11 protein-coding genes are annotated in these 12689 nt (G+C 42.2%); 5 read left to right on the top strand and 6 right to left on the bottom strand.

Going from position 1 to position 12689, the window contains the following annotated elements; translation table 11 throughout:
• Positions 1-2 precede the first annotated feature (2 nt).
• The 6 genes from lysS to RP262_RS05075 form a co-directional block, all read right to left on the bottom strand.
• Positions 3-1493 (bottom strand): lysine--tRNA ligase, encoded by a 1491-nt coding sequence (gene lysS / locus RP262_RS05050; protein ID WP_311154485.1) that lies wholly within the window; start codon positions 1491-1493, stop codon positions 3-5.
• 100 nt (positions 1494-1593) lie between these two features.
• The gene (locus tag RP262_RS05055; RefSeq protein ID WP_311154486.1) at positions 1594-2229 is read right to left on the bottom strand and encodes a histidine phosphatase family protein; all 636 of its coding nucleotides are present in this window, start codon (positions 2227-2229) and stop codon (positions 1594-1596) included.
• 62 nt (positions 2230-2291) lie between these two features.
• Positions 2292-2777 (bottom strand): aminoacyl-tRNA deacylase, encoded by a 486-nt coding sequence (locus RP262_RS05060; protein ID WP_125336816.1) that lies wholly within the window; start codon positions 2775-2777, stop codon positions 2292-2294.
• Positions 2770-3618 (bottom strand): DUF368 domain-containing protein, encoded by an 849-nt coding sequence (locus RP262_RS05065; protein ID WP_311154487.1) that lies wholly within the window; start codon positions 3616-3618, stop codon positions 2770-2772. Before RP262_RS05065 ends, RP262_RS05060 begins: the two co-directional genes overlap by 8 nt.
• 142 nt (positions 3619-3760) lie before the next feature.
• Positions 3761-4618, bottom strand: coding sequence for a glycoside hydrolase family 25 protein (locus RP262_RS05070; protein ID WP_002894996.1), 858 nt, complete (start codon positions 4616-4618; stop codon positions 3761-3763).
• 207 nt (positions 4619-4825) lie between these two features.
• Positions 4826-5302 carry a glutathione peroxidase gene (locus RP262_RS05075; protein ID WP_311154488.1) on the bottom strand — a complete coding sequence of 159 codons (477 nt, stop codon included), beginning with the start codon at positions 5300-5302 and terminating at the stop codon, positions 4826-4828.
• Between the two features lie 154 nt (positions 5303-5456).
• Between RP262_RS05075 and ftsW the strand changes: the two genes are divergently transcribed.
• The 5 genes from ftsW (at position 5457) to tuf (ending at position 12477) form a co-directional block, all read left to right on the top strand.
• A complete protein-coding gene (gene ftsW / locus RP262_RS05080) occupies positions 5457-6689 on the top strand; it encodes a cell division peptidoglycan polymerase FtsW (RefSeq protein WP_311154489.1) in 1233 nt (410 codons plus the stop codon).
• A 46-nt stretch (positions 6690-6735) separates the two neighbouring features.
• Entirely contained in the window at positions 6736-9582 is a 2847-nt protein-coding gene (gene ppc, locus RP262_RS05085) for a phosphoenolpyruvate carboxylase (RefSeq protein ID WP_311154490.1), read from the top strand.
• Between the two features lie 120 nt (positions 9583-9702).
• Entirely contained in the window at positions 9703-10173 is a 471-nt protein-coding gene (locus RP262_RS05090) for an RNA polymerase sigma factor (RefSeq protein WP_311154491.1), read from the top strand.
• Positions 10160-11158 carry an anti sigma factor C-terminal domain-containing protein gene (locus RP262_RS05095; RefSeq protein WP_311154492.1) on the top strand — a complete coding sequence of 333 codons (999 nt, stop codon included), beginning with the start codon at positions 10160-10162 and terminating at the stop codon, positions 11156-11158. The genes RP262_RS05090 and RP262_RS05095 overlap by 14 nt, the downstream gene beginning before the upstream one ends.
• 122 nt (positions 11159-11280) lie before the next feature.
• On the top strand, positions 11281-12477 hold the full coding sequence (tuf, locus tag RP262_RS05100) for an elongation factor Tu (RefSeq protein WP_311154493.1): 1197 nt from the start codon (positions 11281-11283) through the stop codon (positions 12475-12477).
• Positions 12478-12689 lie beyond the last annotated feature (212 nt).

Here is a 12689-nt window from a genome sequence, read left to right on the forward strand (position 1 = left end):
GATTATTTCATCGTTGGGAAGAGCAGGACATCGCGAATAGTGGTCACATCTGTCAGCAACATAACCAGACGGTCGATACCGATTCCCAGACCTCCAGTTGGTGGCATGCCGTATTCCAGAGCTTCGACAAAGTCATAGTCAATGCCTGTTGCTTCGTCATCACCCAGTTCTTTAGCTTTTGCCTGTGCTTCAAAACGAGATAATTGATCGATTGGATCGTTCAACTCGGTGAAGGCATTGGCATATTCTTTGGTCATGATGAAGAGCTCGAAACGGTCCGTGAAGCGTGGATCTTCTGGATTTTTCTTAGCCAGAGGTGATACTGCTACAGGATGACCGTAGACAAAGGTTGGCTGAATCAAGGTTTTTTCCACAAATTCTTCAAAGAAAGCATTGATAACATGGCCAACTTCGGTGAAGTGTTTTTCAAGCGGAACTTTCTTTTCCTTGGCCAAGGCAGCAGCTTCTTCAAAGCTCATATCTTGCCAGAAGTCAACGCCCGTAATTTCCTTGATGGCGTCAACCATGTGAACGCGTTTAAATGGTTCGTTGATCTTGATCTCAGTCCCTTGGTAGTTGACTGGTCCATCTCCATTGACAGAGACAGCTGCATGTTGGATAATGCCTTCAGTCAAGTCCATGATATCTTGGAAGTCAGCATAGGCTTGGTAAACCTCGATGGAAGTGAATTCTGGATTGTGAGTTGCATCCATTCCCTCGTTACGGAAGATACGGCCAATCTCATAAACTCGCTCCATACCGCCAACGATAAGACGTTTAAGGTGAAGCTCGGTTGCAATCCGCAGTACCATGTCAATATTTTGGGCATTGTGGTGGGTAATAAATGGACGAGCGGCAGCACCGCCTGCTTCGTTATGGAGAACAGGAGTTTCAACTTCAAGGAAACCTTGTCCATCCAAGTAACGACGGATTTCTGAAATGATTTTTGAACGAGTGACAAAGCGTTCAAAGCTTTCGCGGTTGGAAATTAAATCCAAATAACGCTTGCGGTAGATGGTTTCGACATCTGTCAGGCCATGGAATTTTTCAGGTAGGGGACGCAGAGCCTTAGACAAATGAGTAAGGTGGGTTGCCTTGATAGAAAGCTCACCCATATCCGTCCGCATAATCTCACCTTCGATACCGAGGAAATCCCCTAAGTCCGCCTTTTTGAAGATTTCATAATTTTCTTCACCAACAGCATCCTTACGCACATAAATCTGGATTTGGCCCTCACGATCTTGGATGTGGGCAAAGCCAACCTTTCCTTTGCCGCGCTTGGTCATGAGACGGCCAGCGATAATAGCTGTTTCATTGAGTTCGTTTAATTCTTCTTTATCTTTATCGTTGTATTTTTCTTTTAGTTGAGCAGAGTTAGCAGTCCGCTCAAAGCGTTTGCCAAAAGGGTCAATTCCCTGCTCAGCCAGCGCAGCCATTTTTTCACGACGGATAATCTGCTGGTCGTTTAATTCCTCAATATGTTCAGTAGTCATGTTTTTCCTCCAAAAGTTTTCCTACCTATTTTATCACAAAAGATAGGGAAATTCATCTATATTTGGCTATAAAGTAAGAAAAAAAGCTAGAAATCCAGCTTTACTTTTCTGCCTTTTCAACTAAGTAATCCGTATTGTTCCAAGTGATCAGCTCAAAATTTTCAAAGTCTTCTGTTTCAAGGATGGTGATACTGGCATTGGTCAGACCGCCATTCTTGCGTAAAAGAGGTGTATCATAGCCCAGCATGGTCCGAATGCTGGCGGTTAAGTTAGCTCCGTGACCGACAATGAGCGCTTGTTCATAGTCCTTGTCCTTTAAGGTCTTGATAAAGGAAATGGTCCGGTGGGTTGTATGGTAAACCGACTCAGCGTCAAAAAACGTATGATTAAATTGTGAGAGGTTGTGACGGAAGGCAGTCATCTGGTGTGGATAGATGGCTTCTATGGTAGAGATTTTTGCGCCTTCCAGTTTTCCCAACTGCCATTCTCGCAGTTCAGGTACTGATACGATTTCAGTCGGAAACTGGCTTTCTTCTTGGATAATCTCAGCAGAGCGAACGGCACGAGGGAGGTCGCTGCTGTAAATCTTGCCAAATTGTGTCTGAGCCAGATGTTTTCCTAGGGTATGCAGTTCTTCAACGGCGGCTGGCAGCAGTGGCGAATCACCGCTGGCTCCCTGAAAGCGGCCTTCCTGATTCCATTCCGTTCTTCCGTGTCGGACAAAGTATAATTTCATAGTGGTTGATTGTTTCTTTCTTATTAGGGTTTATTGAGAATATTAGGTGCAGTATTGAAGAATTATGAGCTAGGATTTTCCTTGAGATCTGCAAAGTCAGCTTGAACAAAATCTGCTAAATCTTGAGCCTTGATTTCGATACTGCGGCCGACTTCGCCAGCTGACACGATGATGCTATCTCGCTCTAGAGCTGACTGGTCGATATAGATTGGAAAGTTGTGCTTTTGCCGGATACCGACAGGATTATTGGCTCCGTGGATATAGCCCGTTGTCTTTTCCAAGTCTTTCTGGGGAATCATACTGACTTTTTTATTACCGGAAATCTTGGCCATTTTCTTTTCAGATAGATGTTCTGTGATAGGTAAGATACCGATTAGTGTGCCGGTCTTGTCTCCTGTCAAGGCCAAGGTTTTATAAATCTGCGAACGGTCCAAACCATTGGCTGGCTGTTCTGCTAAGGCATTTAGCTGCAGGCCTCTATGTTCAATCTTAGCCTTGCTTAAAATTTGCTCGACCAGTGTTTTTTTGATTTTTGTTTTTTTAGCCATTAGTGTATCTCTCTTCTAATTGTGACATCCAGAGTCCCAGCCAGGTTCCCAGACCGAAGAAAAAGGCTGCAAGGACAAGTGTCAATACAGAAACCCCATGATAGCTGATGCTTTCACTGTTTCCTGCTTGCGGCACTACAATGAGAAGTGTACTGGATAGGACTATGCCAATGATAAAGTGATAGACACGGGAGTAGTAGTTTTTCAAAATATGATCCATGAGCTTAGAGAAGAGAATCAGTGCTAAGGCTCCTCCGATTCCGATAGGAAGGAAGGTACCCAAGAGATCCAGTTTGCGAAAGCCATTCAGCATAGGTGCATAGAGTCCTAAAATTAAGAGAAGGTTGGACGGACTGAGTCCAGGAATCAAAATGCCCAGTGCAATCAAGGCTCCTGCTAAGATGAAAGAGAGAAAGTTGGCTGGCAAGGTGCCGACCATGCCATTTAAGAAATAAAGAAAGATTCCAGAAAGGATGAGGCTGACCCAGAAAACGAGAATATCAATCCGATCACGCTCACTTTTAGCAACAGACTCTTTAATGAGGCTAGGAACAGTCCCGATGATGGCTCCGGCAAATCCCCAAAGGACAATCACTTTGTAGTTGTCCAGCAGCAGATTGACAGGATAGGAGAAGGCGGCAATTCCTAAAATCATTCCGATTCCAACTGGTATGAAATAGAGAACATTTTCGATGAAGTTTTCCTTTAAATGTGCTAAAAAATGAATCAGGCGCTCGTAAATACCTAGGATAGCTGCTAAAACACCGCCTGAAACTCCTGGCAAAATAAAGCCAAGTGCAATGACCATTCCTTTGAAAATTCTATTCAACCAAGAAATCATTGTATTTTCCTTTTCTAATTTCATTCATCAAATCATTATATCATAAAATATAGGCTTTATTAAGAAGAAACGGCTGGGAATTTCCTATTTTGTGACAATAAAAAACGACAGCAATCTTTGAGATTTGAGCTGTCGCTCTGAGCTATTGGCTTTCTTTAGGAACTGTAAATAGCTTTTGATAGGTAGCTGTCTGGTCTTTCAAGGTTGACAGCTGGTTCAAATCAAGATAATGAGAGAAACCAGTCAGCTGACCTTGTGATGTGTACTGATGCAAGTCGTAATCTTGCTCAGTATTTGGTGCGGCATTGTAGTAGCCGTCGTCATTACCATAAGTTGGAATCCAAATTGCCGTGAACTTATCAGTAGAGATACTGTGTTCCTCCATAAAATAAGTTCCAATATAGATACCAATATTTTTAACACCAAGTGACTCTAGCTTGGCTCGGAAAGCTTCAACTCCCGCATTCATGTCAGACATAGTCTTTTCTTCGACGTCTAGCCAATAATAGGTTGGATGGTACTTGGCAGAAGCCTTGTAGAAACTTTCGGCTTCTTTTTCCATTTCCTTTTTGCTATTGGCGGCCACATAGGCATAGACAGCAACAGGGATGTTGCGCTTTTGAAATTCTTTGATGTGTCTTTCATAAGATTTGTCCAGACCATTCAGATGAGTTGCTGCGTTTTCTTTTTTTGCCTGCGCTCCACTATGAACACGGACAATTACTCCTGAAACATTCTGTGCGAGTAAGTCGTAATTAATCTCACTTGGCAACTGCCAGCCAGAAATGTCAATGATTGGTCTGGAAATAAACTCTTCATCCAAGGACGAATCATCAGATGTTTCCTCTTTTTTTGAGGAACTTGGAGTTTGTTTAGTTTGTGAAATTTTTGCCTGTGCTTGCTTTTCCTGAGAGTCAGTAATTTGCTTGCTTATCAAAATAAAAGCGATAAAAGAAGCAAAGAAAATTAGGATTGCAAGCGGTTTAATCCTCTTCCTCATACTGGTTTATTTTAACTTAAAACAAATAAAAAAGCAAAAAATATCCCTAGAATTGCTAGAAAATGAATGAAATGTAATATAATTGAAATATTATAATGCAAAAACAAGACGTTTTGAAAGCTCAAAATGTCTTGTTTTTTAAAGAGCTTAGCCAAGCTGTGGAAGATGAGTTGCCATTGGCTAAATCGTTTTGCCTTTTCCTACTTTTTATAATAGCTTTTGGATGAGTTCTTCTATCTTTTGGGGAGAGGTTTGTGGTGAGAAGCGTTTGATGACTGTTCCGTCTCGGCTGACCAGAAACTTTGTGAAATTCCATTTAATCTTCTCACCCAGAAGGCCGCCCTTTTCTTTTTTGAGCCAGTCAAAGAGAGGAGCGGTATGAGGACCATTGACATCAATCTTGGCAAATCGAGGAAAGGTTGTTCCGTAGTTAAGGCTGCAAAAGCTGTTGATTTCTGCAGCGTCTCCAGGTGCCTGCTGGCCAAACTGATTGCAGGGGAAATCTAGAATTTCAAATCCGTCTTTCTGATAGCGCTCGTAGAGTTCCTGCAGTTCTTGATACTGAGGAGTGAAGCCGCAGCCGGTCGCTGTATTGACAATCAGCAGAATCTTTCCTTTATAATCACTCATTTTTTGCAGACTTCCGTCTTGTTTTTGGATTTCGATATCATAAATGTCTGTCATGTTCTCCTCCTATGTTTGCTTCCTATCTTATCACAATTTTATGTAAAAGAGAGAAAGCAAGCTCATATTATTCCAGTCTCTGTACTAATGCTTTTTTTTCAATCCAAAAGGTGGTATAATGAGAATTGAATTTTTAGAAGTTTGATGGTGAAATATGAAAATTGACAAGAAGCACTTGTTGAATTATTCCATCTTGATTCCCTATTTGATTTTATCTGTTTTGGGATTGATTGTGGTCTATTCAACGACGAGTCCTACCTCGATTCAGGCCGGAGGAAATGGTTTTGGCATGGTCTTGAATCAGGGGATTTTTTGGGTAATAAGTCTCTTTATAATTGCGCTCCTATATAGAATCCGCTTGGGTTTCTTAAAAAAAGGAAGTATCCTGACTATAGTTATCTTTGCTGAGATTATCCTCTTGCTCTTATCTCGTTTTATAACGGGGACTATTAACGGTGCCCATGGTTGGCTCAAGCTTGGAGCTTTCAGTATTCAGCCTGCGGAGTATTTGAAGATTATTCTGGTCTGGTATCTAGCTTTTCGCTTCACTAAGAGGCAGGAGGAGATAAAGGTCTATGATTATCAAGCTCTGACTCACAACCATTGGTTTCCTAAAGCTTTTAACGACTGGCGGACCATGGTGGCTATTCTGATTGGGATTGTAGCGATTATGCCAGACCTTGGAAATGCGACTATTCTATTTTTGACCGTCGTAATAATGATAGCTGTCAGCGGGATTGGCTATCGATGGTTTTCTACGATGCTGGGAGCCATTGTCAGTGTTTCGGGATTGGTTCTGGCGAGCATTTGGTTGATTGGGGTTGAGCGCGTGGCCAAGATTCCAGTCTTTGGGTATGTGGCCAAGCGTTTCAGCGCTTTCTTCAATCCCTTCAAGGATTTGTCTGGCTCTGGCCACCAATTGGCTAATTCCTACTATGCTATGAGTAATGGCGGCTGGTTTGGTCTAGGCTTGGGTAACTCTATTGAGAAGCGCGGTTATCTGCCGGAAGCTCATACGGACTTTGTATTTTCTATCGTGATAGAGGAGTTTGGTTTCTTTGGTGCCAGTCTGATTCTGGCCTTGCTCTTTTTCCTAATTTTGAGAATTATCTTGGTAGGGATTCGGGCTAAGAATCCATTTAACTCCATGATGGCTTTGGGAATCGGCGGTATGATACTCATGCAGACCTTCATCAATATCGGTGGAATCTCAGGTCTCATTCCTTCTACAGGAGTAACCTTCCCCTTCCTATCGCAAGGAGGGAACAGTCTTCTGGTCTTGTCAGTAGCCATCGCCTTGGTACTTAATATTGATGCCAACGAGCGCCGTGATGCCCTCTATGAACAGATGGAAGCGGAGGCGCAAGACCAGTCTGAGGAAGCTTAAACGCAGTTCGTATGAACAGTTGTTGCAAAAATGAAAGGTGCAGATTATGTCATTTAACAAATTAGAAAGCTACAGCAATAAAGAAGTGATTCGAGAAGAAGTCGCTATTTTGACAGACTTGCTTGCCGACATTACTCGAAATCTTCTCAGCCCTGAGACTTTTGAAAAAATCTCCCTTATGGAGGAGTTGGCGGTTAACTCCAAATATCATGAGTTAAAAGCGATTGTAGAAGAACTAACGACAGATGAAATGGTTTATATTTCTCGTTATTTCTCTATTTTGCCGCTTTTGATTAATATCTCAGAAGACGTGGACTTGGCTTATGAAATCAACCATCAGAACAATATCAATCAAGATTATCTTGGGAAGCTGTCAACAACCATTGACCTGATTTCAACGCGGGAAAATGCTCAGGAAATCTTGGAAAATCTGAATGTTGTTCCAGTACTGACTGCTCACCCGACGCAAGTTCAGCGCAAGACTATTCTGGACTTAACCAATCATATCCATAGTTTGCTACGCCAGCATCGTGATGTTAAAGCGGGTCTGGTCAATGAGAAGAAGTGGCTAGGAAATCTCCGTCGCTATATTGAGCTCATGATGCAGACGGATATGATCCGTGAGAAAAAGCTGAAAGTGACCAATGAGATTACCAATGTCATGGAGTATTACAACAGCTCTTTCCTGCAAGCGATCACCAACTTTATGGTCGAATACAGACGCTTGGCGGAAGAGCGGGGGATTAAGCTGGATAATCCTAAGCCTATTACCATGGGAATGTGGATTGGCGGTGACCGGGATGGCAATCCTTTTGTAACAGCAGAAACCCTGAAACTGTCAGCCACCCTCCAGAGTGAAGTCATCCTCAACTATTACATTGACAAGGTTTATACACTCTATCGCACCTTCTCACTCTCGACCAATCTCTCAGAAACCAGTCAGGCAGTAGCAGAAATGGCAGCTCTGTCTACAGACAAGTCTGTTTATCGGGAAAATGAGCCTTACCGCCGAGCTTTCCACTATATCCAGTCCAAGCTGATTCAGACCTTGCTTTACCTTAAAGAAGGCAACTTTTCAAGTGACGATCAGCGATTGACTGACCGAGCTGAGGAAGCATTGTCTGCGAAGGCCAACCTTTCTGTCAGCAATAAAGGAAGAGAAATTATACCTAATTATATCCAGTCTCGTATCAGCGAGACCTTGACTGAGCTGAAGAAGGAGGAGACACCTTCTTACAAAACAGCTCAGGAATTTAAAAAAGACTTGCAGGTCATTTATGATTCTCTTATCGAACATCATGGCGAAGCCTTGGTAAGAGGCGACTTGACTGAACTTCTCCAAGCAGTTGATGTTTTTGGTTTCTTCTTGGCCAGCATTGATATGCGGCAGGATTCCAGTGTTCATGAAGCCTGTGTGGCTGAGCTCTTGGCTTCAGCTAATATTGTTCAAGATTATAGTAGTCTGTCGGAAGAAGAAAAATGCCAGGTTCTCCTCAAACAGCTGCTAGAAGATCCTCGTATCCTGTCAGCTACTCACGAATCTAAATCTGAACTCCTGCAAAAAGAATTGGAGATTTTCAAAACAGCCCGTCAGCTAAAAGATGCAATCGGTGAGGAAGTGATTAAGCAAAATATTATTTCTCACTCGACCAGTGTTTCTGACTTGCTAGAATTAGCGATTATGCTCAAGGAAGTGGGGCTGATTGATGAAAATGGCGCTCGTGTCCAGATTGTTCCGCTCTTTGAGACCATTGAAGACTTAGACAATTCCTGCGATACCATGGAGAAATACCTATCTCTGCCGATTGCGCAGAAGTGGATTGCTTCTAAGGATAATTATCAGGAAATCATGCTGGGCTATTCAGACAGTAATAAGGACGGTGGCTACCTGTCTTCTTGTTGGACCCTCTACAAGGCTCAGCAGCAGCTGACAGCCATTGGTGATCAATTTGGCGTAAAAATTACCTTCTTCCATGGCCGGGGAGGTACAGTAGGACGTGGTGGTGGTCCAACTTATGAAGCCATCACTTCTCAGCCACTCCGCAGTATCAATGACCGGATTCGTCTCACTGAGCAAGGGGAAGTCATTGGCAATAAATATGGAAACAAAGACGCAGCCTACTATAACTTGGAAATGCTGGTGTCTGCTGCCATTAACCGCATGGTAACTCATAAGAAGAGCGATAGCCATACGTCTGATAAATATGAGCGAATCATGGACCAAGTAGTCAATCGCAGTTATCAGATTTACCGTGATTTGGTCTTTGGCGACGAGCGTTTCTACGATTATTTCTTCGAATCCAGCCCTATCAAAGCCATTTCTAGCTTCAATATCGGTTCTCGTCCAGCAGCCCGTAAAACCATTACCGAAATCGGTGGCTTAAGGGCTATTCCGTGGGTCTTCTCTTGGTCTCAAAGTCGGGTTATGTTCCCGGGCTGGTACGGTGTTGGCTCTAGCTTTAAAGAATTTATCGATGAAGATCCAGAAAATAACCTAGCCTTTCTGAAGTTTATGTATAAGAGATGGCCTTTCTTCAAGTCACTTTTATCAAATGTAGACATGGTTCTGTCCAAGTCAAATATGAATATTGCTTTTGAGTATGCGCAGCTTTGCGAAGATCAGAATGTGCGTGATATTTTCAATATTATCTTGGATGAGTGGCAGTTGACTAAGGATGTTATTTTGGAGATTGAAGGTCATGATGAGCTCCTAGCAGAAAACACCTATCTGAGAGATAGCTTGCACTATCGTATGCCTTACTTTAATGTTTTGAACTATATCCAGCTAGAACTGATCAAGCGTCAGCGAAACGGCCAGCTTACACCGGATCAAGAAAAACTGATTCATATCACCATCAATGGTATTGCAACTGGTCTGAGAAACTCTGGCTAATACAAAGAAAAAATCGGAATTGTTCCGGTTTTTTCTATTTTTGAAACCAAAGGGCTTTTTAATTCGTTATATTAGCGAGGAGGGGGTGAGCTTATTAGACTGGATGAATATGAAACAACTTTGATAGGTTTTGCTCGTGAGATTGTCTCCTATTTGCAGAAATCAGGCGCGTCTAAAGTAGAAGCAGAAGGCGTGGTTCAAGATGTTTTTGTTAAGATGTTGGAAACAGAAATTATTATCCCGGCAGAGAAGATGCGAGCTTGGATGTATCGGGTCTCTATCCGGCGCTACATAGACAGATATAGGAGAGATAAGCGATATTTGCAGATTTTAAAAAAGGAATTTTTTAAAAATCACTCAGTTATTCCCTTTGAAAATCAAAATTATGAGCTGCTACGAAGTGCAATAGAAGAACTTCCGTCTAAGGAAGCTGCACTTTTAGAACTCTATTATTTTCAGGGTTTTACAGTCAAGGAGATTGCTCGAATCATGTCTTACTCGGTGAGCAAGGTCAAGATTCAGTTGATGCGCAGCCGTGCTAAGCTCCGAAAGAAACTGGAAAAGAAAGGATACCTAAATGGAAACATTTGAAATTGTTGCAAACAAAAGCAGAAGAAAAAGACTCTGGAAGACAGTCGCTATTAGTACCTTTGTTTCTTTAGTGATTTTAGGTCTCTTCGGAAAGGGACTAATAGAATTAGCCTCCATGAATGGACAAAACTTGCAGAAACAGTACGAAGTTATGTCCGAAATCGCCTATCCTAATGTTGACTATGACAGTCTTTATTACACACAAACTTCTTATTTCTCAGGAACCTTACGTTCCGATCGTTTTAAAGACTTGAATGGAGTGAGAGTGGCTTATCCAGCTTATGAGGGGAACTATTCACTAACAGGCTCTTATAAAAATCCGACTTCGGAGGGAACTTATTCCGCTAAATCAGGGACCTATACGCGAGAACTTCGGCAGAAATATCCGGTCTTCTATAATATCAATGCCAAAGGAACAAAGGATAGTAATTCCATACCTAAGGAGTTGGCTTCTGTCAAAGAAATGCCGAATCAATTGGTAGAAATAGCTCTGACTTTTGATAAACCTTACACTTATCAGGAAATCCAGCAGATGATACCGAGCAACCTCAAGATTAACTGGTACTGGATTGGCAGTCAGTCAGAAGATGGTGAAAATGGTATGGCATTGCGCACCGATCCTCAGACGACTTACGGAGCTAATAGTACGCTGCTTAATCCCTATCCGTCGGACGGCAAAAAAGAGAGCGAAGAGGCTAAGCAAGAGCAACAGACTTTCTTAGACTATTTGAAAAAGGCCGATAAAAACCTTTTCCCAACTGTCAACAAGTACAACATGTACAACGATGTTGAGTCCTATCTCAAGAAATTTGGTCGGTTAGATATTCGCGAGGAAAAGAATCGAGATCAATTGACTTTTTCAGGTGTCATCCTTACTGGAAAATCCGAAAATTTCGCCCAACTAGAAGGTAAAGAATGGAACCATGCTTCTAGTATTGGAGCCTCTATTCAAAATCAACCTTACTACAAATTAGACAAGGAATAATTCACAAAAAAATGCTAAAAGACTTGCATTTTCATTTAAATTTGATAAAATAGTAAGGAAAGTTAGACTGTATTGCCTACTGTCTATCTATAAAATATATTTTATTGGAGGCTTTTACTCAAATGGCAAAAGAAAAATACGATCGTAGTAAACCACACGTTAACATTGGTACTATCGGACACGTTGACCACGGTAAAACTACTCTAACTGCAGCTATCACAACTGTTTTGGCACGTCGCTTGCCTTCATCAGTTAACCAACCTAAAGACTATGCGTCTATCGATGCTGCTCCAGAAGAACGCGAACGCGGAATCACCATCAACACTGCGCACGTTGAGTATGAAACTGCTAAGCGTCACTACGCTCACATCGACGCTCCAGGACACGCGGACTACGTTAAAAACATGATCACTGGTGCCGCTCAAATGGACGGAGCTATCCTTGTAGTAGCTTCAACTGACGGACCAATGCCACAAACTCGTGAGCACATCTTGCTTTCACGTCAGGTTGGTGTTAAGCACTTGATCGTCTTCATGAACAAAGTTGACTTGGTAGACGATGAAGAATTGCTTGAATTGGTTGAAATGGAAATCCGTGACCTCTTGTCAGAATACGACTTCCCAGGTGACGATCTTCCAGTTATCCAAGGTTCAGCTCTTAAAGCTCTTGAAGGTGACTCTAAATACGAAGACATCATCATGGAATTGATGAACACTGTTGATGAGTACATTCCAGAACCAGAACGCGATACTGACAAACCATTGCTTCTTCCAGTCGAAGACGTATTCTCAATCACTGGTCGTGGTACAGTTGCTTCAGGACGTATCGACCGTGGTATCGTTAAAGTCAACGACGAAATCGAAATCGTTGGTATCAAAGAAGAAATCCAAAAAGCAGTTGTTACTGGTGTTGAAATGTTCCGTAAACAGCTTGACGAAGGTCTTGCAGGGGACAACGTAGGTGTACTTCTTCGTGGTATCCAACGTGATGAAATCGAACGTGGACAAGTTATCGCTAAACCAGGTTCAATTAACCCACACACTAAATTCAAAGGTGAAGTCTACATCCTTACTAAAGAAGAAGGTGGACGTCACACTCCATTCTTCAACAACTACCGTCCACAATTCTACTTCCGTACAACTGACGTTACAGGTTCAATCGAACTTCCAGCAGGTACTGAAATGGTAATGCCTGGTGATAACGTAACAATCGACGTTGAGTTGATCCACCCAATCGCCGTTGAACAAGGTACTACTTTCTCTATTCGTGAAGGTGGACGTACCGTTGGTTCAGGTATGGTTACAGAAATCGAAGCTTAATTCGATTCCGTTCCCAGATAACAATTATAGTCAGACACTAAACCCCGTGAAAACGGGGTTTTTGTATGCTTTCTGTATTTAAGGAGATAGTTTTTTAGTCCGAGTAGGATAGTTGTAGGTTGTACTGGCGTAGATATAGCGAACTAGTATAAGATAAAATAAACGACTATGTTTGAAAGTAATCTAAATAAATCTACAATGGATAGATTTAT

Origin of the sequence: uncultured Streptococcus sp. (assembly GCF_963456385.1) — a bacterium.
Lineage (GTDB): Bacteria > Bacillota > Bacilli > Lactobacillales > Streptococcaceae > Streptococcus.

Bases quoted from the DNA above. Each gene is read 5' to 3' on its own strand.
- tuf (WP_311154493.1), top strand. From the start codon at position 11,281: ATGGCAAAAGAAAAATACGATCGTAGTAAACCACACGTTAACATTGGT.
- RP262_RS05065 (WP_311154487.1), bottom strand. From the start codon at position 3,618: ATGATTTCTTGGTTGAATAGAATTTTCAAAGGAATGGTCATTGCACTT.
- lysS (WP_311154485.1), bottom strand. From the start codon at position 1,493: ATGACTACTGAACATATTGAGGAATTAAACGACCAGCAGATTATCCGT.
- RP262_RS05070 (WP_002894996.1), bottom strand. From the start codon at position 4,618: ATGAGGAAGAGGATTAAACCGCTTGCAATCCTAATTTTCTTTGCTTCT.
- ppc (WP_311154490.1), top strand. From the start codon at position 6,736: ATGTCATTTAACAAATTAGAAAGCTACAGCAATAAAGAAGTGATTCGA.
- ftsW (WP_311154489.1), top strand. From the start codon at position 5,457: ATGAAAATTGACAAGAAGCACTTGTTGAATTATTCCATCTTGATTCCC.
- RP262_RS05075 (WP_311154488.1), bottom strand. From the start codon at position 5,302: ATGACAGACATTTATGATATCGAAATCCAAAAACAAGACGGAAGTCTG.
- RP262_RS05055 (WP_311154486.1), bottom strand. From the start codon at position 2,229: ATGAAATTATACTTTGTCCGACACGGAAGAACGGAATGGAATCAGGAA.
- RP262_RS05095 (WP_311154492.1), top strand. From the start codon at position 10,160: ATGGAAACATTTGAAATTGTTGCAAACAAAAGCAGAAGAAAAAGACTC.
- RP262_RS05060 (WP_125336816.1), bottom strand. From the start codon at position 2,777: ATGGCTAAAAAAACAAAAATCAAAAAAACACTGGTCGAGCAAATTTTA.